Origin of the sequence: Acinetobacter beijerinckii CIP 110307 (genome assembly GCF_000369005.1) — a bacterium.
Taxonomy (GTDB): domain Bacteria; phylum Pseudomonadota; class Gammaproteobacteria; order Pseudomonadales; family Moraxellaceae; genus Acinetobacter; species Acinetobacter beijerinckii.
Window position 1 is genome coordinate 1,110,748 of the sequence record NZ_KB849765.1, and the last position, 21,926, is coordinate 1,132,673.

The 21,926-nt window shown below is 40.7% G+C and carries 19 protein-coding genes; 3 read left to right on the forward strand and 16 right to left on the reverse strand.

Translation table 11 applies throughout. The features are described from left to right. Positions 1-9: 9 nt before the first annotated feature. Both infB and F933_RS10790 read left to right on the forward strand, forming a co-directional pair. Positions 10-2,724 (forward strand): translation initiation factor IF-2, encoded by a 2,715-nt coding sequence (gene infB, locus F933_RS10785; protein WP_005061075.1) that lies wholly within the window; start codon positions 10-12, stop codon positions 2,722-2,724. Continuing rightward, positions 2,724-3,122, forward strand: a complete 399-nt coding sequence (locus F933_RS10790; protein ID WP_004637691.1) for a ribosome-binding factor A — start codon at positions 2,724-2,726, stop codon at positions 3,120-3,122. The genes infB and F933_RS10790 overlap by 1 nt, the downstream gene beginning before the upstream one ends. 259 nt (positions 3,123-3,381) lie before the next feature. Here the strand turns inward: F933_RS10790 and F933_RS10795 are convergent, their stop codons facing one another. The 15 genes from F933_RS10795 to F933_RS10865 all read right to left on the reverse strand — a co-directional run bounded on the left by F933_RS10795 (position 3,382) and on the right by F933_RS10865 (position 19,618). Beyond that, complete coding sequence (locus F933_RS10795; RefSeq protein ID WP_005051024.1) at positions 3,382-3,762, reverse strand: Na+/H+ antiporter subunit G; 381 nt, start codon at positions 3,760-3,762, stop codon at positions 3,382-3,384. Between the two features lie 12 nt (positions 3,763-3,774). After that, on the reverse strand, positions 3,775-4,050 hold the full coding sequence (locus F933_RS10800) for a monovalent cation/H+ antiporter subunit F (RefSeq protein ID WP_005061078.1): 276 nt from the start codon (positions 4,048-4,050) through the stop codon (positions 3,775-3,777). Continuing rightward, positions 4,047-4,574: a Na+/H+ antiporter subunit E gene (locus tag F933_RS10805; protein WP_005061080.1), complete on the reverse strand. Its 528-nt coding sequence runs from the start codon at positions 4,572-4,574 to the stop codon at positions 4,047-4,049. The genes F933_RS10800 and F933_RS10805 overlap by 4 nt, the downstream gene beginning before the upstream one ends. Further along, the gene (locus F933_RS10810) at positions 4,574-6,385 is read right to left on the reverse strand and encodes a monovalent cation/H+ antiporter subunit D (RefSeq protein WP_005061081.1); all 1,812 of its coding nucleotides are present in this window, start codon (positions 6,383-6,385) and stop codon (positions 4,574-4,576) included. The genes F933_RS10805 and F933_RS10810 overlap by 1 nt, the downstream gene beginning before the upstream one ends. Further along, positions 6,385-6,753, reverse strand: coding sequence for a Na+/H+ antiporter subunit C (locus tag F933_RS10815; protein WP_005051034.1), 369 nt, complete (start codon positions 6,751-6,753; stop codon positions 6,385-6,387). The genes F933_RS10810 and F933_RS10815 overlap by 1 nt, the downstream gene beginning before the upstream one ends. A 1-nt stretch (position 6,754) precedes the next feature. Next, on the reverse strand, positions 6,755-9,598 hold the full coding sequence (locus F933_RS10820; RefSeq protein WP_034710768.1) for a monovalent cation/H+ antiporter subunit A: 2,844 nt from the start codon (positions 9,596-9,598) through the stop codon (positions 6,755-6,757). A gap of 242 nt (positions 9,599-9,840) precedes the next feature. Next, positions 9,841-11,226: an ATP-binding protein gene (locus F933_RS10825; protein WP_005061083.1), complete on the reverse strand. Its 1,386-nt coding sequence runs from the start codon at positions 11,224-11,226 to the stop codon at positions 9,841-9,843. Between the two features lie 24 nt (positions 11,227-11,250). Then, a complete protein-coding gene (locus F933_RS10830; protein ID WP_005061084.1) occupies positions 11,251-12,753 on the reverse strand; it encodes a UvrD-helicase domain-containing protein in 1,503 nt (500 codons plus the stop codon). A 9-nt stretch (positions 12,754-12,762) separates the two neighbouring features. After that, on the reverse strand, positions 12,763-13,524 hold the full coding sequence (hisIE, locus tag F933_RS10835) for a bifunctional phosphoribosyl-AMP cyclohydrolase/phosphoribosyl-ATP diphosphatase HisIE (RefSeq protein ID WP_005061085.1): 762 nt from the start codon (positions 13,522-13,524) through the stop codon (positions 12,763-12,765). A 91-nt stretch (positions 13,525-13,615) separates the two neighbouring features. Further along, on the reverse strand, positions 13,616-13,996 hold the full coding sequence (locus tag F933_RS10840; protein WP_005061086.1) for a VOC family protein: 381 nt from the start codon (positions 13,994-13,996) through the stop codon (positions 13,616-13,618). A 21-nt stretch (positions 13,997-14,017) separates the two neighbouring features. Beyond that, on the reverse strand, positions 14,018-15,334 hold the full coding sequence (locus tag F933_RS10845) for an FAD-dependent oxidoreductase (protein ID WP_005061087.1): 1,317 nt from the start codon (positions 15,332-15,334) through the stop codon (positions 14,018-14,020). A 119-nt stretch (positions 15,335-15,453) separates the two neighbouring features. Beyond that, positions 15,454-17,073, reverse strand: a complete 1,620-nt coding sequence (locus F933_RS10850) for an ABC1 kinase family protein (protein ID WP_005061089.1) — start codon at positions 17,071-17,073, stop codon at positions 15,454-15,456. A 12-nt stretch (positions 17,074-17,085) separates the two neighbouring features. Continuing rightward, entirely contained in the window at positions 17,086-17,766 is a 681-nt protein-coding gene (locus F933_RS10855) for a ubiquinone biosynthesis accessory factor UbiJ (RefSeq protein WP_005061092.1), read from the reverse strand. A gap of 10 nt (positions 17,767-17,776) precedes the next feature. Next, a complete protein-coding gene (gene ubiE, locus F933_RS10860; protein WP_005051058.1) occupies positions 17,777-18,718 on the reverse strand; it encodes a bifunctional demethylmenaquinone methyltransferase/2-methoxy-6-polyprenyl-1,4-benzoquinol methylase UbiE in 942 nt (313 codons plus the stop codon). Between the two features lie 192 nt (positions 18,719-18,910). Next, positions 18,911-19,618 carry a DUF8198 family protein gene (locus F933_RS10865; RefSeq protein ID WP_005061094.1) on the reverse strand — a complete coding sequence of 236 codons (708 nt, stop codon included), beginning with the start codon at positions 19,616-19,618 and terminating at the stop codon, positions 18,911-18,913. A gap of 202 nt (positions 19,619-19,820) precedes the next feature. Between F933_RS10865 and pap the strand changes: the two genes are divergently transcribed. Beyond that, positions 19,821-21,239, forward strand: a complete 1,419-nt coding sequence (pap, locus tag F933_RS10870; RefSeq protein WP_005051063.1) for a polyphosphate:AMP phosphotransferase — start codon at positions 19,821-19,823, stop codon at positions 21,237-21,239. 24 nt (positions 21,240-21,263) lie between these two features. Here pap and F933_RS10875 read toward each other — a convergent pair whose 3' ends face one another. After that, a complete protein-coding gene (locus tag F933_RS10875) occupies positions 21,264-21,770 on the reverse strand; it encodes a hypothetical protein (protein ID WP_005051067.1) in 507 nt (168 codons plus the stop codon). Positions 21,771-21,926 lie beyond the last annotated feature (156 nt).

A 21,926-nucleotide genomic window follows, 5' to 3' on the forward strand; every position in this document is an offset into this window, starting at 1 on the left:
AGATAATAGATGACGGACAAGTCGATTCAAGAGTTAGCGCTCAGCGTAGAACGTCCTGTAGAGAAACTCCTAGAGCAGGTTCGCGATGCAGGTCTACCACAGCGTAAAGCAGATGACATTATTACCGCTGAACAGCAAGATACTTTGATCAATCACTTGAAAAAAGTACATGGTCAGGACAGTGGTAACACAGGAAAAATTGCGTTGAAACGTAAAACAACGAGTACTGCTAAAGTAACAAGTACTTCGGGTAAAGCTAAAAACATTAATGTTGAAGTTCGCAAAAAACAAGTTTTTGCTAAGCCAAATCCAGAATTACTTGCTGCTGAAGCAAAAGCACGCGCAGAAGCTGATGCCAAAGCACGTGCAGAATTAACAGAACGTGACAAAGCAGTGCAAACAGCACGCGATGTTGCTGAGAAAAAAGCCAATGCAACTTTAGATGCAATGCGTGCAGCGCATACGTCTAATAGTGCAGCGCAAGCACCAGCTAAAACGGCTGTTGTGGTGAAAAAGCGTGGTAGTGACAAGGTGATTAAAGCACCTGTTATTAAGCCTACAGAAACCCCTGAACAGAAAAAAGCACGTGAAGCACAAGCAGCTCAGTTGAAAGCAACTGAAGAAGCAGTGCGTCGTAAAGCAGCTGAAGAAGCGCAACAGCGTACACTTGAGCAAATGCGTCAGATGGCATCAAAATATTCAAGTGATGATGCAACGACAACGATTCGTGTTATTGATGATTCGCCTTTGGCTGCGGGTCTCGTTGGTCAGGCATACGAAGATTCTTTCAATAAAGAAGACCGTGAAATCAAACGTGGTGGTGCTACTGCAAATCCACGTGCGAGTAAGAAAGGTGGTCGTGGTGGTGATGCTCAATCAGAGCAAAGCTTTAGCAAAAGCCATCATAAACGTGGTTTAAAAACAAGCCAAGCAAATAAACATGGCTTTGAAAAACCTGTTAAAAAGCAAGTTTATGATGTTGAAATTGGTGAGAAAATTGTAGTTGCCGATCTTGCACAAAAGATGGCAATTAAAGTTCGTGAAGTTATCAAAACACTCATGAAAATGGGTGAGTTGGTTACTCAAAACCAAGCGATTGACCAAGATACTGCGGTACTCGTTGTTGAAGAAATGGGTCATAACCCAGTATTAGTTTCTGATACACAAGCTGAAGATAATTTATTAGAAGCAGCTGAAGAAGCACGTGGTGAACAAACGACTCGTCCACCAGTAGTGACAATCATGGGTCACGTTGACCATGGTAAAACCTCATTGCTGGATCGCATTCGTCGCTCTAAAGTGGCAGCGGGGGAAGCAGGCGGTATCACACAGCATATCGGTGCTTATCACGTTGAGACTGAGAAAGGCATTATTACTTTCTTAGATACACCGGGTCACGCCGCGTTTACGTCTATGCGTGCACGTGGTGCAAAAGCAACGGATATAGTGGTTCTTGTTGTAGCTGCTGATGATGGTGTAATGCCACAGACTGCTGAAGCAATCGACCATGCTCGTGCAGCGGGTACTCCAATTATTGTTGCTATCAACAAAATGGATAAAGAGTCTGCAGATGTTGATCGTGTATTAAATGAATTAACTACTAAAGGTATTGTGCCTGAAGAGTGGGGCGGTGATGTTCCAATCGCTAAAGTTTCTGCGCATTCCGGTGCAGGTATTGATGGTTTACTTGATCTTATCTTGATCCAAGCTGAATTGATGGAGCTTAAAGCTTCAGCAGAAGGTGCAGCTCAAGGTGTGGTTATTGAAGCACGTGTTGACAAAGGTCGCGGTGCAGTAACCTCAATTCTTGTACAAAACGGTACATTGAATATTGGTGATTTAGTTCTTGCTGGTTCTTCTTACGGTCGTGTACGTGCGATGGTAGATGAAAATGGTAAGCGTATCACGTCAGCAGGTCCTTCAATTCCAGTTGAAATTTTAGGTTTACCTGATGCACCAATGGCAGGTGATGAAGTTCTTGTGGTCAATGATGAGAAGAAAGCACGTGAAGTTGCTGATGCTCGTTCAGACCGTGAACGTCATAAACGTTTAGAGCGTGCAAGTGCAATGCGTCTTGAAAATATCATGGCGTCTATGGGTAAAAAAGATATTCCTTATGTGAATGTTGTACTCAAAACTGATGTTCGTGGTACGTTGGAAGCATTACATGTTGCGCTTGATGAGCTTTCTACAGATGAAGTTAAAGTCCGTGTAATCGGTTCTGGTGTTGGTGCGATCACTGAGTCAGATGTAACTTTAGCGGAATCTTCAGAAGCAGTTTTATTAGGTTTCAACGTACGTGCGGATAACACAGCTCGTCAAAAATCTGATCAAGATGGTATTGATATTCGTTACTACAGCGTTATCTACCATTTAATTGATGATGTTAAAGCAGCAATGAGCGGTAAGCTTGCACCTGAACATCGTGAAACGATTCTTGGTGTTGCAGAAGTACGTGAAGTGTTCCATTCAAGTAAATTTGGTGCAGCAGCAGGCTGTATGGTGCTTGAAGGTGTCTTACATCGTAACAAACCGATTCGTGTATTACGTGATGACGTGGTGGTATTCCAAGGTGAGCTTGAATCTCTTCGTCGCTATAAAGAAGTGGTTGAAGAAGTTCGTGCTGGTATGGAATGTGGTCTTGCGGTGAAAGGCTATAAAGACATCAAAGAAAAAGATAAGATCGAAGTCTATGATGTTCAATTGATTAAACGGAGTCTTTAATGGCGGGTAGCCAACGCTTAAAGCGCATGGCGGATTCAGTACAACGAGAGTTGTCTGAGCTGATCCGTCAGGAGCTTAAAGATCCCCGCTTAGGTGGTCTAGTGACCATCTCTGCGGTGAAAGTCAGTGCAGATATGGGTTATGCTGAAGTTTATGTCACTGTGATGGGGCGTGAACTGGGTGATGATCAAAGTGAAGCAGCAAATAAAGAAACGTTAGATGTGTTGAATAAAGCTTCTGGTTTCTTGCGTCACGAATTGAGTCGTCGTATCAAGACGCGTATAACACCTAGATTGCGTTTCCATTACGATAAGACCAATGCATATGGTAACTATATGTTTGGTTTGATTGCGGAAGCTGTGAAAGATTTGCCTGAACAAGAGCAAGACAAAGAATAAGTTAAAAAGCCACCTTAGGGTGGCTTTTTTATGCCTCAATTATCATGAGGATTTTTATATTTAATATCTTTATGTCTTAAACTAAAACATGCGGTTTTAAGTAAACTTCATGGAAAATAATAGTTTTCCTTGTTTCTACATTGCAGATAGAAGCTTAAATTAGTGATATAAGTTTAATCATTGATTGGACTAATTTGTTAAAGATTTATGATTAGCCTTGAGCCCACTAAACTGTTCTACTGTTAAATAAAAAGACCAACTATTGTTGGTCTTTTTTTTCTGCAACGCGACGATATCGCTGCCAAGGCAATGGACGATTTAAAGCTTCTGGTACATCCCCACTGGTTGAGCGCAAACGTAAATGAATCGCAGCCTGCGCCATTAAATTCGCAGATACTGGTGCAGTGATAAAGGCAAACAACGTAATCAGTAATTCGGCAAAACCAAAACGACCTTCAGTTGCTCCAAAGATCATTGCCGCAATAAGGAAGCTCCCTAAGCCAAGTGTACTGGATTTGGTTGGTGCATGTAGACGCATGAATAAGTCGGGTAGACGTATCATTCCGATTGAACCAATCAGCATAAAAAATGTGCCAAAGATCAAAAAGAATGAAATGATAATTTCAAAAATTATTTGCATAGCGTATTCCTTTTAATCAATGACATGTCCAGTCGTGAAATATCGAGCAAGTGCAACTGTCGAAACGAAACCGAGCATTGCAACTAATAAGGCACCTTCAAAAAGATTGGTACTGGTCCAATAAATTCCTAAAACGATAATCAAACATGTTGCGTTTAGAAAAAGTGTATCGAGTGCTAATAAGCGGTCAATCACAGAAGGGCCGATGATCAGACGAATAAGGCAGATGAACATTGATATTGTTATAGCAATCAAGCTGATCCCAAGTGCATAAGGTAAAATGGTCATTTCATAGCTCCTTCTGCAACTTTCACATCAAAAATCTCGATTAATGGTTTTTCATAGCGATTCTTGATTTCTTGAATATCTAGTTCAATATCATCAGAACTTAATGCATGGACTAAGATGTCACCTTTTTCTTGATCAATACCTGCAGATACAGTTCCTGGTGTCGTGGTAATGATCATTGCAAGTAAGGTGTTGACTTGCTCGTGTTCGGTTTCTAACGGAACGCGATACCATTTAGGATGAAGATTTTCCAAAGGACCAAGCACCATTTTTGCGACTCGAAAGTTTGAAATCACGATATCCCAAAGCACTACAAATACTAATTTAATTGCAGGTGTCCAGTGGATATGGGGTGTTCTCGCAATAAAAGGGCGAACTAAACGTGGGATTAAAATCCCCAATAAAAATGCAAGTAAGATATCTGACAGATCTAAACTATTCGCCAGCATTAACCAAGTGATGAACACCAAAAAAGACACGAATGGGTGAGGGAACCAACGTTCAAGCAACGTAATTTTTTGCATTAGTGTTCCTCCATTGGTTTTAATTGGGTTTCATTTGGTATCGTAGGTGCATCTAAAGTTTGTTCAGCAATTTGACGTTGCTTATATTCAGAAATATGTTCGCCTTGCAAGGTTGCTTGAGAGATCACATCTGGAATAAGCAAAGCATTATGGTCTTCTACTTCACCACCATACTTGGTTTCTGGTAAGTAAGTAGGATCATAGGGTTGAACACTAATCGCTTTACCTTGAGCATCAGTTTTCAGAATAGCATGTTGATAAAGTGCATGATTTTGGATTTGCTGAGCCGTTGAAATCGCATAGGTTTGAATTGGTGCAGCAAAAACAACATAAGCCATTAATCCTGCAAGCAGTATATAAATCGCTTGATCATTGCGCTTAGGCGCATGTTCAGGCAGAGCTTGATATTCCGTATAAGCTTGTTCATTTGGGTTTTCTTCTGGTGGACTTGCCCGCCAAAATAAAATAAAGCCAACACGAGTGAGAGCAATAATACTGAGTAAACTGACAATCAAAATGACAGCAATAACCCACGCTTGATAAGCTGATTCTGCTGTTGCTTGTAAAATAAATACTTTACCTAGAAAGCCACTAAAAGGTGGTAAACCAGCCAGCATAAGCGCAATGGTAAAGTAGGTAAAAGCAGCCGCTTTTTCTTGCTTGATTCGAGGAGCAACTTTTAAATGATCTTTAAATGAACCTCGTTGCGATGTCATCCAACCACAGAACAAATAGAATGCAGCGGCAATCAAGGTACTATGCACCAAATAATATAAAGCTGCGGCCCACGCTTCAGTATTGAACATCGCAATCGCAATCAGTAATGTACCAATAGATGACAACACCATGAAACCAACAAAACGACGTAAACGATCAGCACCCAATGCTCCAATCACACCGTAAAATGATGTAATTAAGCCAATAATCATCAGGCAGTTTTTGAAGATGTTCTGTGCCATCGTATCATCGAACACTGTGCCATTGACACGTAAGATGGCGTAAATACCCACTTTAGTCATAATGGTAAAAATAGCAGCGACAGGTGTGCTTGCAACAGCATAGGTTTTGGGTAACCAGAAGCCAACAGGTAGCATCGCTGCTTTAATTCCAAATACGACAAAAAGCAGTAAACCGCCTGCAATCGCAAGTTTATGCTGATCACCATCCAAGGTTGGAACTAAGCGACCAACATCTGCCATATTCAAGCTACCAACACTGCCATAAATCATCCCTAATCCAAGCAGGAATAGGGCAGAGGCAAGTAAGTTGATAGTGACGTAATGCACACCAAGTTGGAATCGAGGGCGACCTTGACCATGCAACAGCAACACATAGGAAGCCATCAGCAAAATTTCAAAGAAAACGAAGAGGTTAAATAAATCGCCTGTTAAGAATGCACCCGTCAGTCCCATCAATAAAAAATGGAACATGGTATGGAAATAGCGTCCACGAGTATCCCAGTTATCGCTTGCATACCATATAACAGGCACAGCAAGTGCATATGTCAGTACCAGCATAAATGCGGATAAGCGATCAAGGACTAAGACAATCCCAAAAGGGGCAGACCACTCACCAAGTTGATAGACCGTAATTTGCCCAGTATTTGCGATTAGTACATAACTAATCGCTGTTATTAAACCTAAAACAGCAGCAGTTAAACTGATACCACGTCGCCAAGGTTGACGCCAATCTTGTTTTAATGAACCAGAACCGGGATTTCCAAGCAGCAACAATATGAAGCTGGTAAAGGTTGGGATAAGAATACTAAGTATCGGAGCATGAGCAAGCCAAAAATTATGAAAATCAAACATTATGGCTCATCCTCGCGTGGGTCATAAGTTAAGGTTGGGTCTTCTTTAGCATCAACATGATCGGTACCAGACTCATAGCGACTGCGTAGTGCCAATTGCACGATAAAAGCAGTTGTCGCAAAACCAATAACAATTGCTGTCAGTACTAAGGCTTGAGGCAATGGATCAGTCACTTTGGTTGCTTCTGTTAGGATGGCGGGTGAATTGGTTTGTAAACGCCCCATAGCGAATAGAAATAAGTTAACCGCATAGCCAATCATGGCTAAGCCTAAAACCACTGGAAATGTTCTAGCGCGCAGAATCAGATAAATACCTGTTGCGATTAATAAGCCAATCCCAGAAGACAGTAAAAATTCAATACTTATCATTTTATTTATCTCCACTTGGGATTGGACCCGACATACTTGAGTGACGAGAATCACCTAAGACCGAAATCAACAACATAGCTGCACCAACAACGGTAATGTAAACACCAATGTCAAATGATACTGCTGAGGCTAGATGCATTTTTCCAAGTAAAGGTGGTTCTACATAAATATGTGCACTGGTTAGGAATGGACGTGCCCATAACCAGGCTGCAATTCCACTTAGACCTGCGATAGTTAAGCCTGCACCAATCCATATCTCATATAAGCGACCAGATTTTGCTTTAATCAATTGCTCAGCTTGATCTTGACCCAATACGATATATTGAATGATTAATGCCATTGAGGTGATTAAGCCCGCAATAAAGCCGCCACCTGGATAATTATGCCCGCGCATGAAAATATAGACGCTGATCACTAAGGCTAAAGGCAGAACCCATGAAGCACTAATACGTAGCATTAATGGTGAAGGGTTAAAGCGGTAAGATAGACCTTTGGTCATGGTGGTTCCGTGAGCACGCATTCCGTCCATCAAACAAAGTGCGCCTACAGCGGCAATACCTAATACCGTGATTTCACCGAAGGTATCGAATCCACGGAAATCGACTAAGATTACATTGACGACATTTGAACCGCCACCCAGTGGAATGGATTGCTGCAAGAAGAACCATGAAATTGAATTGTGATCACGCGTTAGAATCAACCAAGTGATCCAACCAATACCTACACCGCCAACGATAGCCAATATCGCATCTCGATAACGTCGAGAACGACTTGACTCATATGGTGTTAACTGTGGAAGTAAAGACAAGCTCATAAGTAACAGTACGGTAGTAACAACATCAACCGTAATCTGGGTTAATGCTAAATCAGGTGCGGATAAGGTCACAAACACCATCGTCACAACCAGACCAACTGCGCCACTAATCAGAACAGCTTTAATTCGTTCATGATGGAACCATAACATCATCCAACAGCCTGAGAATAACGTCAGCCACAGTACAATCGCAATCCACGGTGCATGGGTTAATTCACGGGTGCCAGTTGTTAGCCCTTGGTTGAAGAGGGGGAGTGCCACCATGATAACGCTGAATAAAACAATCAATAGAACATAGTTTTGCAAAGAACCTGTTTCGGTCGCTTGTTTTATCTTTCTACTGGTCAGTAATAAATGCTTTAAGAAAAGCTCGAATAAGATTTTGCCTTGTAATCGACCTAAATAAGGATCTAAGTCTATTTTTCTAATGCGTCCATCTTTAGCAAGTGTAAAGTAGAATAAAGCACCTCCGACCAAAGCGATTAAACTCATAATCAGTGGGGCATTAATACCATGCCAAATCGCTAAATGTGTACCTTCAAATTCAGGTTGAGCTAAACTTGCACGAGTCACACTATTCACTAATGTGCCTGCGAGTAATGCTGGAAAAACACCCACTAATATACATAGCGTTGCTAAAATAATGGCAGGTAGACGCATACCCAAATGCGGTTCATGTGCATCTTTCTTTGGAACTTGTTTACCTAGATCACCATCAAAAAACACACCATGAACGAGACGAATTGAATAGCTAACTGCAAAAATACCAGCCAAAGTTGCAACAATCGCTGAAATCACCATCACTGGTCCCGACAAATTAGCCAATAATTCCGTAAAGAACATTTCTTTGGAAATAAAGCCATTGGTCAAAGGTACGCCTGCCATAGAGGCAGCAGTGATCATGGTTAATGTGCCTGTAAAAGGTAAGAATTGCCAAATCCCACTGAGCTTGCGTAGATCACGTGTTCCAGTTTCATGGTCAACGATACCTGCAAGCATAAATAATGCTGCTTTGAATGTGGCATGGTTAATGATGTGGAAAATTGCCGCAGCCACAGCAAGTGGTGAACCAATACCAAGCAGACAAACAATCAAACCCAAGTGGCTGATCGTTGAATATGCCAATAGACCTTTAAGGTCTTCTTTGAAAATGGCAAAACCTGCTGCCATACACAATGTAAATAGACCGACGAAAGTGACAATATTGTGATAAAGCGCAGCGCCGATAAAAATAGGGGCTAAACGAGCAAGTAAAAAAATACCTGCTTTTACCATCGTCGCTGAATGTAGGTAGGCAGAGACTGGTGTAGGCGCTGCCATTGCATTGGGTAACCAAAAATGGAATGGAAACTGCGCACTTTTAGTAAATGCCCCTAATAGAATGAGTAATAGTGTAGGAACAAATAATGGATGTTGCTGAATGGTATCTTTCATTAATACCAGTTGATCAATTTCGTACGTTCCAGTGATTTGTCCCAGTAGAACAAAGCCACCGAGCATGGCTAAACCACCCATTCCTGTGATGGTAAGTGCCATACGCGCACCACGTTGTGCCGCGTCGTATTGACTCCAGTAACCAACCAAAAGAAAAGATGAAATACTGGTGAGTTCCCAAAAAACCAATAAAATAATCAGGTTGTTTGAGAGTGAAATTCCCAGCATAGCAGCCATAAACAACATCAATAGTTGATATAACTTACTTAGAGAGTTCTTGGGACTTAAATAATAATAGGCATAAATATAAATGAGTGTGCCGATACCGCTAATCAGCAAACCAAACAATAACCCTAATGCATCTAGGCGAAAACTAAGATTAATTCCGAGTTGTGGAAGCCAATCCCAACTTTGTTGTAGCGTATTTCCTTGAAGAACCGTTTCTGCTTGTGTAAGAAGCAATATAAAACAACTAAGGCTGATGCCTATGGCCCCAAGTGCCGTCATGCCACGCGAAATGCGTTGCAATTGTGAGACAAGGGTGGTGCCGAGTATAAGCGGTAATAAGATAATAATCGGTAGCACACTGGTATCCATGTCGATGATTTAGGTCGGAGAAGACCTAAGGGTGAATTTTCTTTCAAGACTTAAGGCATTCAAAGAGAAAGCCAAAATTTCAAATCTCGAAACCCAATCAAGTAAACGGAAAGAGCAAGTTGTATTGCGCAACTTGAAAATAAAAAATGTGATTTATTCTACTATAAAATATCAACAAAAATCTGATGTTATTACATGAAAATAACAACATCATCATTGCTTAAAAGTGCGTAATTCGATTTCTAAAACGAGGTTTTCTGAGATGTATCATCAATTTTTAATAAGCTAAGTAAATGACTCTTTTGTTCTGCACTAAGCTCCTGTATTTGAATAAATAAATCCTCAACTTTGTCGGCGGAATTTTCCGAAGTAAGCAATTCTTGGTTTTCTGTATTGAGATCAATATGAGTAGTTTGGGTTAACTCATGGTAAAGCTGCGAAAGTTGTTGTTGTGATGTTTGAATATCTAACTCAGAAATCGATTTTGAATCTAAACGTAGACATTGATAGTTAATCGCATGTTCCAATAATTCATCACGATTGCCTGAAGCAATGATTTGTAATCGTGGAAACGCTTGATGCAAACGTTCTAAAATTTCAGCACTCATGTTCTGATCTAATTGATGCTCAATTTGATCAATTATTAATATACCTTCACCTTCTAAACATGGATCAAAACAATGTGGATTGAGCAAACATAGTCGCCGTGTAATATCTCCAACTAAAGCAATCCACGTTTTAAGCGAAGCGGATAATTGTTGAAAAGGGATCACTTGCTCTTGATAGCGGACGATCAACTGAAGTTTAGGTACATATTGAATATAGAGATCATTCAGATCAGGGAAAATAGTTTGTAAACTTTTCTTTAATGCATATAAGTTAGGTGCTGAAAGTTGTTTGGGATGATGAATCAACTCTTGCTGTAGTTGTTGCAAAATCTCTGCTTGATGCTGCTGGCTAAAATCATTGCCCATCAAACGCCGAACAATATGTGCTGAATGTGCATTCTCAACATCACTGATTTCGCGCAACCATTCAAAAAATCGAGAAAAAGTGGTGTAAGGCAAAGCAGTGAGATCATAGGCAGAAATTTCCTGCAAAATTCCAGGGACATTTTTACTTTGTAAATTAACCTCTTGAACAAAGCGTTCAGCAGGATAATAGGCAATTAAGGGTAGACCAAACAAAGGATCTTGATGACTGGTCTTCTGATATAACGTCACCATTTGATCAAGTTGTTGTGTTTCAACTTGGCTAATACCAATACCTTGGCTATTAAAAGTTTTAAATAATTTCCAACTGCAACTTTGGGTATCTTTTTCTTGAGCGGTGCTGCTTTCATTGAGACTGGTGCTGAGTTCACTACTCATTCGCACATTTATTTGTATTTTAGCTTGCAAACGAGTCAACATAATATCTTGATCAGAAATCACCACGCCTGCCGTGCGAATATCTTTATAGCGCGCAGAAAACCAAGTCAAAGACTGATAAATATTTTTTAAAATTGTACTTTTACCTGTAGCTTGATCGCCGAGGATTAGAGTAATAGGAGACTTTTGTGGATGAAATTCGATTTTTAAATCTCGAAACATTCCTACATGTTTAAATTGCACCGACTCAAGTTGCATAGGCTCACCTCAATTCTGAGCGCTTTAACCTACGGACTGACGAAGACTTGAGGGAGCGCACCGTTTTAATTGTTGTATTAAGTCATAAAGATGATGAATATTTAAACTTACTTTAGCACGGGTACACGCGACGTAAAGTAATCTTAACTCTTCATCTGTAATTTTATGTTCTAGCCCATTGATCTTGAATTGGTAATCATCTTCGATATGGACGCGATTCCATTCTAATCCTTTGGCTTTGTGCGCAGTTGAAATCACATAATCTGCTTGCTCAATCGGTGTAATTTTTGCCAAAGCTTTCTTGAGTGGTTCAGTGCCATGATCATCGACTAATTTAACCAAAGGCTTGATATCACTGCCATCGTTGGTTTCACAATATTCATGTACATCATGCCAAGAGTTAAACCAAGCGAGTTCAGGTACATCGGTAATGCGTTTACCTTGTTTGAGTAAACTGGCTGCATCAACAAAGCGGCTGAGTTTTTGGTGATCGGCTTGCAAACCGACTTTATCACCATGCACTAAGCCTGAAAGTAATAGTTCCATTGCTCTTGCATTGGTGCGGCACAAAATAGCATCACGCATTTTAGTGTGGGGTTTATTCACCACACTAGATTTTTGGTTTGGATTGCCAAGGAGTGGCACAGTTTCATTCAGTGCGCCCAGAATAGAATTCGCAACATCAGCAATCGCATCACCAAAACGGAATGACGTGGTTAAACGGCTTTCATGCAATGGCATTTGTTGCATCGCATTGACCGCACCACGCCAAGCGTAAATTTGCTGATGTGCATCACCAACGTAAATGACTTGGGTACTTTTTTGACGAAGTAATATGCCAAGCATCAAAGGATCAGCATCTTGTGCTTCATCAAATAGAACATAATCTGTTGGAATATTCGGTTCTGATAAAGCCCATAATTTCAGATAAATATCATGCCCAATTCCTGCTTGATGATTTTGATCAATCGATTCTAACCAACGGCGTTCAACGGCAGGGTAGAGGTGCTGTTGTAAGGATTCAATATCATCTTGATGTAACCAGCTTGGTGCTTGAATATGACGAGGGGCAGGATATTGTGAACTGGTCGAACAGAAATAGCTGACAGCATTCGCGACCAAGCTTGCAAGTCGACTTGGCATCAATACATATTTTTCGTAACGACCACCCATCAGACGACGTAGTGTGATTGGCTCTAGGCGATATTCTTTCGCGATAAAACTTGGGCTTAAACGTGGTAAGCGTAATTTATCAGTCACGCCACGCGGAACGCTACGAAAAGCAAGAGAGTGAAAGGTACGACAATTTACATTGCCATGAAATTTACTCTGTGCTTCAGATGCAATGGCTTTGTTAAAAGCCAAATACATACCACGCCGTTCGGGCATGGCATCACTGATCATTTGTAAGGTCGTCGTTTTTCCTGTGCCAGCATACGCAATCACTTTAAAGGATTGTCCTAAACGGGCATTGTCTATGGCAATCGCTTGCTCATAGGTGGCTTTCGGTTTCTCAGAATTTGACACAGGCTCTGGTTACGCCTCTTTACTACGGTTGGCTTTCTCCACTAAGCCTGATAAACCTTGGCGACGCGCAAGTTCATCTAGCACTTCTTGTGGGTTAAGATCGAAGTAACCGAGCATGACAATACTGTGGAACCATAAATCTGCGACTTCATAAATCAGATCATGTTTATTTTCGAGTGAAGCAAGCACAGCATAATCTTTGGCTGCGATAATGCTTTCAATACTTTCTTCGCCAACTTTTTCTAAGATTTTATTAATGCCTTTTTTATATAGGCTCGCAATATAGGAACTATCGGCTTCCGCATTTTTGCGTTCTTGCATTAATCGACCAAGATAGCCAAGTACATCAATTTGTTCACTGTGATCGTGTGTTTCAGTTTTGGCTGCTGCACCATAAATGGCTGTTGGATCTTTCAATTGAGCATCGACAATTTCCCAACCTTGAGAGGTCAGTTTGCGATAGAAGCAAGACTCACGACCTGTATGACAGGCAATGCCACCATGCTGTTCAATTTGCAGAATAATCACATCAGCATCGCAATCCAAACGAATTTCATGCACTGTTTGAAAGTGTCCTGATTCTTCGCCTTTGTGCCACAACTTTTGACGTGAGCGTGAGTAGTACACCGCCTGATTTTTTTCAGCAGTCAGTTGTAAAGCTTCACGATTCATCCATGCAACCATTAACACTCGACCAGTTTGATGATGTTGCGCAATGGCAGGAACAAGACCATTGGAATCAAATTTAACTTCATCTAACCAGTTTGACATGAGTGAAAATCCATTGAGTGGAGAGCAGGTAGTTTAGCGGTTGTGGCAGAGGTTGGCTATGCTTGTTGGGTAAAAAGTCAAAGATAGGACGTTAAAGATAGTTCGCGATTTCAATCAAATTTTGATCAGGATCACGGAGATAAATTGATAAAATTTTTCCCATTGCCCCAGTTCTTTCGATTGGACCTTCAATGATGTCAATGTTCTGTGTTTGAAGATATGCAATCACTTCCTCTAATGGTGTTTCGGCAATAAAACATAAATCAGCTGAACCCGCAGTCGGATGAAGTGCTTTGGGTTCAAACTCTTTTCCGACTTGATGTAAATTGATTTTTTGATTGCCAAATTTTAGTGCTTTACGGTTTTCACCGAAAGTAATCACTTCGAAATTCAGGGCAGATTGATAAAACTGACAACTGATTTCAATATCAGCGACTGTCAAAACCAAATGATCTAAATGACTAACTTTCATACTTAATTCACTTTTTGCTTTTTATTCACATTCAGGTAAGGATTGATTGTTTGTAATCAAACGATTTTCATGGTGTTGATACTCAGCAATTTGCTGATAACTCATTTGTTGAAGAGGTCCTTTTTTTAAACCTGAAATGGTAATCGCCATTTCTTTACGGAAATACGGGATTTGATACATCCACGGGAAAGTAAGATCACGTATGCCACCCGCCCACCAATGATCAGATTGATACAGCGGAGTCAGTAAACGACTGAGAAATTGATAGAATTGAGTCGAAGAGCGACGTTGTTGATGATAATGTTGCCACAATATCGACCAGTCAATTTGCTGATTTTTCTTAGCTGTTTGTAGAGATTGCGAAAAAGCCCACGCATCTAACAGTGCCATATTCGCTCCTTGTCCGAGTTGTGGACTCATGGCATGTGCGGCATCACCAATCACTCCAATGCGACCTTGCCCAAATTGAGACATCACTACATCACGGTATTGTGCGGACAACCATTCAGGTTGGATTTGTTCATCGTACACAATCTGTTTCAGCCATTCTGCGACATCAGGCCAACGATCTGAGACTTGTTTTAACCATTGTTGTTTTGCAGATTCATCTTTTAAGAATGATTGTAGTTGCGATGTAGGTAAACTCCAAAATACACTGGAAAGCTGTTGTTGCGGAGCTGTAGGAACAGCACCTGTCGGTAATACGCCCATCATGATTTTAGAGCGATCATAAAATTGGTGCAGAATTTCAGGATTCAAGCTTAAGCATTCAGGTACGATTGTCCATGCAGCGCCCCACGGATAGGACTTATCGATTTTAACCCATGCTTTAGGGCGGAGTTGGCTGCGTGCACCATTGGCAATCAGTATCGCATCGAAACAGTCATCAATTTTTTGTTGTTTGAAGGAGCCAAGGATTCGGACTTCATTATGACGCTCCTCAATGCTTACAATATTATGTCCCATCTCCCAAGTCACATGACTCGAATATTCAGCTAATTTTTCAGTTAAGACATGGCATAGAGTGGCACGATGAATCCCGAGACCATAAAGGTTGTTACCCGCCTGATGATAGTGGCTATTTACCAATAAGCGTTTATTCGGGAGTTGCCCTTCTAAACCTGTGACTTTTGCACCTAATTTCAAAGCTTGATCAAGTACACCGATATGCTCAAAGACAGCCAAGCCAGCGGGTTGCAGCAATAAGCCTGCACCAACAGGAGAGAGTTCATCGACCTGTTCAAAAATGGTGACTTGATTGCCTTCGCGTGCAAGTAGAATTGCGGTTGCGAGTCCTGCTGTACCTGCGCCAATAATGGCAAAATGAGGTGTTTTCATTGTTTGTTCTTTTAGAATGTTTATAGATTCAATTGAATAATGATCTTAACGTATCTAAGCGGTTTTTTAATAAAATCATGCAACAAAAAAAGCCCTTGTTTGTACAAGGGCCTTATAACTTATTTCATAATCCGCCACAGCGCCAAAAGACTACTTAACACGATAAGAATAATAGATACAAACCAAGGGCTAATAATCGCAATTGTTAACATAATCAACATGGTGCTACCAAACATCCAGCTACGGCGTTGTTGCTGTTGCATTTGCAAACGCATTTGTTGAATTTCGCGGAGTTGTTTGTCTTGCCATGCCGATTGGTTTTTTAAACCATTTAAACTGTCAATTAATAATGTTGGTAAATCTTGAGCGCCTAATAATAGATCGGGAATTTGCTGTCCAATTTCTTTGATATTTTTAACTGGATTCATATTGGCTTTGACCCATTCGGTGAGAATCGGCTTTGCCAGTTTCCAGATATCGAGCTGCGGGTAAAGATCTGTGCCTAAGCCTTCAACATGCACCAATGTTTTGAGTAACAACATCAATTGCGGTGGAATTTCTAAATGGAAACGACGTGCAATATCCATCACTTGAATCAAAATTCCTGCGAAATCCAATTGATCCATTGGTTTTGACACCATAGGACCAACAGTCCGACGCATTTCACGCGACAAGGCATCTTGATCCGTGCCCGGTGGAATCCAACCTGCTTGATGTACGATCTGAATCAATTGCATAAAATTGCTGTTCATCACCGCAAGTAACATACGAGCAATCGTCATTTGATCGTGCTTCGACAACTCACCCATAATCGCGCAGTCCAACGCAATAAAGCGTGGGTTACTTGGGTTAATGGTCTCGACAAAGACATTACCTGGATGCATGTCAGCATGGAAAAAGTTGTCACGGAAGACTTGGGTAAAGAATATAGTTAAGCCTTTCTCCGCCAAATCAGCGCGGTCCATACCCAAACGATCAAAGGTCGCGATATCTGAAATCGGAACACCCGTGATACGTTCAGCCACCATCACGTCTTTACTGTCCATATAGACTTCTGGCACGTACATCATGCTTGAGCCAGTAAAATAGTGACGCATGCGGCGAGTGTTGTCTGCTTCAAGACTCAAATCAAGCTCATTTAAGATAATTTGACGATAGTCTTGAATAATTTCAGATAAATGTAGCGCACGCGCTGCTTCTAAACGATTTTCAAGCCAATCACCCAACCAAGCTAAAATTTCAAAGTCTTGCAGAATTTGATTACGAATGTCTGGACGAGTGACTTTGACTACGACCTCACGACCATCATGTAATGCAGCCGTATGCACTTGTGCAATCGATGCCGCAGCGAGCGGTTGCTCATCAAAGCGAGAGAATAAAGTGGATACATCTGCTTTAAGTGATTCTTGAATACGTTGTTTAGCTAACTTGGTGTCATACGGCTTAACACGGTCTTGCAATAACACCAATTGTGCTAACACTTCTGGTGGAATCAAATCACGACGAGTAGAGAGCAATTGTCCAAGTTTAATGGCTAACGGCCCCATATCCTCTAAAGCTTCTTTAAGCTTGAGTGGATTTTTTTTCTCGCGACTTGACCATGCGGCAGGATGTATTTTGATGACATTTAAGGCATGGCGTGCTTTGGCTGGTAATTCTTCCGCAGGGAACAAGGTGTCAAGGCGGTAGTGTGCTGCTATACGCCAGAGTTCGAGTAACCGTGTAACATGCGGAATCATATAAAATCTTACCTAGTCTTGAGAGGATTGTTTTTGTGGGTTGAAAGAAGCCTGTAATTGCTGAAACTTTGCTTCTAAGCGATCTAATTCTTGATTGAGCTGGCGAGTTTCTCGATTCAGATCATCCATTTGCCAACGCGGTGCAAATAAGCCACTATCTTCCTTAAGTGCATCTTCGACAAAGAACAAATGACTTTGCAACGAGCGTTTTATTTGTTGAGGCGCAAGCTGAATTTTGCCCAACTCATGTGCCAGTTGTGGACCGATCCAAGGGGATAGATGCGCCGCAAGATCAGGCTCGACCTGTTGCATAATTCTTTGAATGTCTTGCAAAAGATGATAATCACCCTGTAAAGGAATATTACCGATCTGATCCATATCACTCAACAGCAGCTTTATTAGCTCGACTACATTCGAAACCTTCAAAGTCGCTGTAGCATCGCTAATCTTATTTTGATTATCGAAAGGGCGTTGTTCGAAAATTGAAGGCGTTTGAGCCTGTCCTGTGACAGTAGGTTCTAGGCGAACTTTATTTTCATCAAAAAACACATCAACTGAGAGTTGTGGGCTATCGATCACAACGCGTAATAATTGACCTTGCAATTGATTCAGTTGGATACGTGTAATCGCATCCAAATCAATCACATGATGAATGATACGTTCGACTGCACCCAGTGCTAAAATCGACAACATATCTTAAGCCTTACAGTTTGAATCCACGGTGAACTGCAACAATACCACCTGTTAAGTTGTGATAGTCACAGCTTTGGAAGCCGGCATTTTCCATCATACCTTTCAGTGTGCGTTGATCTGGGTGCATACGAATCGATTCTGCAAGGTATTTATAGCTTTCGGCATCATTGGCAACCAATTTGCCCATAATTGGCAACGCCGTAAATGAGTAAAAATCGTAAAGTTTTGAAAATGGTTCAAAAACAGGTTTTGAAAATTCAAGTACCAATAAACGACCACCTGGCTTGAGGACGCGATACATCGCTTGTAATGCAGCATCCTTATCAGTCACGTTACGCAAACCAAAACTGATAGTCACTAAATCAAAACTATTGTCGGCAAATGGTTCTAAGGTTTCAGCATTGGCAAGTACGAAATCAACATTGGTACAGCCTGCATCAATCAGACGATCACGACCTACATTGAGCATTGACTCGTTAATATCTGAAAGAACAACATGTCCTTGTGGACCCACTTCACGACTGAAGACTTTCGCTAAATCACCTGTCCCGCCCGCAATATCCAATACATGTTGACCGCGACGTACACCAGACATATTAATTGCAAAACGTTTCCAAATACGATGAATACCGAATGACATCAAGTCATTCATAATGTCGTATTTACTCGCAACAGAGTGGAATACTTCTGCTACTTTTTGTGCTTTATCATCACTACTTACAGTTTGATAGCCAAAGTGTGTAGTTGCACCAACATTACCTGTATTTGCGCCACGAGGTAGATTGTATTTTGGAACTGAACCTGTTGGCGTTGTTGCAGTTTGTTGTTGTAAAGATTGTTGCTGACCTTGTGGTGCCCCCTGCGGAAGCGGTGTGCTGAGGAAAGGACTGACTTTGTCTGAACTTGGGTTTTGCTCAACTTCTGGGGTAGGCTGTTGGTTTTCGTTAGACATTGTTTTCTCCTAAACTTTCGCTCTAGCGGCACGAATCAGCAAGCATGATGACAGATTTTGTAATTTTTTACAGGCTTTAGCATGCAATTGATATGAATAATATACAGAAAGTCACTTTCTCAAAAGTGTTTTAATTTTTGTTATGCGTATAGCAAAATCCCTCTTGTAGCAAAGAGGGATGATAAGCTGAATTTAAGGACGAAATGGGTCAGGATGTCCTGCATGGACTTTATCAATGATTTCTCGTTCTTTTGCCGTAAATGTTTGAATGAAAACAGCCGCAGATTTCATTGGTTTCATGGCAGCAAAACCTTCTTGGATAAATTCATACATACGTTCAAATTGATATTTGTTGGCGATGCCTCTACACATTTTAAACGCCGCAAACATCATGGTAGAACGCATGTATTTATCAAGTGTAAGCCCTAACTCATCAAGCAAAGCTAATTGTTGATAGCGTGCATCACCTTGATCAAGTTTGATCAGCGTTTGACGCATAATTTCATCAGTCAGCGGAGTGTCGAGAGGATAGTCTTGCAACAATTGACTTGCAACTTGTTCATCGAGCTCAGTTGCAAGCACAGCAAGGCTCACAGACTTGGTTCCTGTTTTAATTGCATTTTCAGGAAGTAAGCTCTCAGCTTTATGCGCATATTTTAATAGACGTTCAATCTGTTGAGCCATCGCATCAAAATCTGGACCACCATATAAACGGTTGAGAAAATATTGCGCCATCAATTGATTTTCAGGTTGTGCAAAAAAATCTTGGTGAGTTGCTGCAATGCGAGCTTTCATCCATGCTTGAACATCATGTAAACGTTGTGCCAACGCAGGATCTTGATGATAGTTTAGAGTTTGATATTGTAATAAAAGTTGATCAAATGCTGCGAGTTTTGACATGTTCGAACTCAAAGAAATAAAACGTTAAAATCATAAAGCGCATCATAACCAAGAACTATGACAGCATAAACCCTAATTGTTTAACAATAAGTCACTAGTGCTATACACTGATTTTGTCTACATAAACTGTACAAGCGTTCTGATTTGAACAGAACTGTTTTCAATATACTTATTTTTAATAAAGAGCCATTTAGAGCACCACATGACTGAACAACAACCACAATTTGAATTACGTGATGAAGATGAATTATCTTTAGATTTGATTGAAGCCCAATACGCACTTAAAGATAGCCGTGACAAGAAGAATGCAAAAAGTGTTTTGGTTTTGGTCAGTGGAATAGAGCTAGCAGGAAAAGGCGAGGCTGTGAAGCAATTACGTGAATGGCTTGATCCTCGTTATCTGAAAGTGAAGGCAGATGCACCAAAGTTACTGAGTTCTAATCAAACTTTTTGGCAGTCTTATACTCGCTTCATTCCTGCTGAAGGGCAAATCGTGGTGATGTTTGGCAATTGGTACAGTGATTTACTCTCAACTGCGATGCATGTTTCAAAACCTTTGGATGATAATTTATTTGATGCATATATTGAACAAATGCGCTCCTTTGAAAATGATTTAGAAAATAATCATGTACATGTCATCAAGGTTTGGTTCGATTTGTCATGGAAATCATTACAAAAACGTTTAGATCAAGTGGATGCTTCCGAGCAGCATTGGCATAAATTACATGGCTTAGATTGGCGCAATAAAAAACAATACGATACTTTGCAAAGCTTAAGTCAAAGATTTACCGATGATTGGTTCATCATTGATGGTGAAGATGAGGCGTTGAGAGATCAGTGTTTTGCACAATATGTCTTGCAAACCCTAAAAGCTTTGCCAAGTCACCAAACCAAAGTAACTGAAAAGTGGCAACAAGCAGAAGTTCCAAAAGCTTTACTAGAGCCTGAGAAAGCCAGTTTAGAAAAATCAGACTATAAAGAAGAGTTAAATAAACTCAGTAAGAAGGTCGCTGATGCTTTACGTTATGATGATCGTAAAGTCATTATTGCTTTTGAAGGAATGGATGCCGCAGGAAAAGGCGGTGCAATCAAGCGCATAGTCAAAAAATTAGATCCTCGTGAATATGAAATTCATAGTATTGCTGCACCAGAACGATATGAGTTAAGACGTCCTTATTTGTGGCGTTTTTGGAGTAAGTTGAGTGATGGTGGCAAGATTACAATTTTTGATCGAACGTGGTATGGGCGTGTTTTGGTAGAGCGGATTGAAGGCTTTGCAAATGCCGTTGAGTGGCAGCGTGCTTATGATGAAATTAATCGGTTTGAAAATAATTTAGTCGATTGCCAAACAGTGTTAGTCAAAGTTTGGCTTGCCATCAGTAAAGATGAGCAAGAGCTTCGATTTAAAGAGCGAGAAAAAACGCCACACAAGCGATTCAAAATCACTGAAGAAGATTGGCGAAATCGCGAAAAGTGGGATGACTATTTAAATGCGGCTGCTGATATGTTTGAGCGTACTGATACCGATTATGCACCGTGGTATGTGATTGCAACGGATGATAAATACACAGCTCGGATCGAGGTTTTGAAGGCGATTTTAAAACAATTAAAGGCGGATTAATCCGCCTTCGATTTTGATATTTGATCAAGCCACAATCGTATTGCGACTTTTTTGCTGAATGCGTTTTGCCAAGTTATAGCAATCTTGAATATGTGCTTCAGTGATTTTACGCATCATAAAATAGCCCAAACTTGCTGCAATAAGCTGACCGCCTAAAGGAATAAATTTGGTCACTTGTTTGGTGGCGATTTTAGTGAAAAAGCCATTAAAAGACTTTTTCATGGCTGTGCGGGCAACCACAAATCCTGAAAATTCGAAGCCACGTTTACGTAGTTCATCCCAATGTACTTTTTTAGTTTCAGGGTCATACACACTGATATGTTCAGGTGCAAGACCAAAGCGTGCATTTATATCGGGAATAATTTGAGTCAACATACCCAGATCGACGACAACATCAAAAAAAGGAATCGGTACAATTGCTGCGCCTGCTGACCAATATGCACGCTTCTTTGTGAGTTCTAAGCATTCCTCACGAATCTGTTCCAAGTTTAAACTTGGGTCAATCGAATCAGGAATTTTTTCAATTTTCATAAAGTTATACCTAAAGTCTATTCCTTGAGATTACATTCAATCGTATTGAATCATGAATTTCAAAACAATTTTTTTATTTGATTGTGTGTTTAACGTGACATAGTTACACGAAGTTGTATAGTGATAAATATGTACGTTTTCGTGCATTTATATGAT

Coding starts and splice junctions, on each gene's coding strand:
- ubiE (WP_005051058.1), bottom strand. CDS start 18,718: ATGTCTAACGAAAACCAACAGCCTACCCCAGAAGTTGAGCAAAACCCA.
- F933_RS10865 (WP_005061094.1), bottom strand. CDS start 19,618: ATGTCAAAACTCGCAGCATTTGATCAACTTTTATTACAATATCAAACT.
- F933_RS10795 (WP_005051024.1), bottom strand. CDS start 3,762: ATGCAAATAATTTTTGAAATTATCATTTCATTCTTTTTGATCTTTGGC.
- F933_RS10875 (WP_005051067.1), bottom strand. CDS start 21,770: ATGAAAATTGAAAAAATTCCTGATTCGATTGACCCAAGTTTAAACTTG.
- infB (WP_005061075.1), top strand. CDS start 10: ATGACGGACAAGTCGATTCAAGAGTTAGCGCTCAGCGTAGAACGTCCT.
- F933_RS10825 (WP_005061083.1), bottom strand. CDS start 11,226: ATGCAACTTGAGTCGGTGCAATTTAAACATGTAGGAATGTTTCGAGAT.
- pap (WP_005051063.1), top strand. CDS start 19,821: ATGACTGAACAACAACCACAATTTGAATTACGTGATGAAGATGAATTA.
- F933_RS10850 (WP_005061089.1), bottom strand. CDS start 17,073: ATGATTCCGCATGTTACACGGTTACTCGAACTCTGGCGTATAGCAGCA.
- hisIE (WP_005061085.1), bottom strand. CDS start 13,524: ATGTCAAACTGGTTAGATGAAGTTAAATTTGATTCCAATGGTCTTGTT.
- F933_RS10800 (WP_005061078.1), bottom strand. CDS start 4,050: ATGACCATTTTACCTTATGCACTTGGGATCAGCTTGATTGCTATAACA.
- F933_RS10805 (WP_005061080.1), bottom strand. CDS start 4,574: ATGCAAAAAATTACGTTGCTTGAACGTTGGTTCCCTCACCCATTCGTG.
- F933_RS10790 (WP_004637691.1), top strand. CDS start 2,724: ATGGCGGGTAGCCAACGCTTAAAGCGCATGGCGGATTCAGTACAACGA.
- F933_RS10815 (WP_005051034.1), bottom strand. CDS start 6,753: ATGATAAGTATTGAATTTTTACTGTCTTCTGGGATTGGCTTATTAATC.
- F933_RS10820 (WP_034710768.1), bottom strand. CDS start 9,598: ATGGATACCAGTGTGCTACCGATTATTATCTTATTACCGCTTATACTC.
- F933_RS10845 (WP_005061087.1), bottom strand. CDS start 15,334: ATGAAAACACCTCATTTTGCCATTATTGGCGCAGGTACAGCAGGACTC.
- F933_RS10840 (WP_005061086.1), bottom strand. CDS start 13,996: ATGAAAGTTAGTCATTTAGATCATTTGGTTTTGACAGTCGCTGATATT.
- F933_RS10810 (WP_005061081.1), bottom strand. CDS start 6,385: ATGTTTGATTTTCATAATTTTTGGCTTGCTCATGCTCCGATACTTAGT.
- F933_RS10855 (WP_005061092.1), bottom strand. CDS start 17,766: ATGTTGTCGATTTTAGCACTGGGTGCAGTCGAACGTATCATTCATCAT.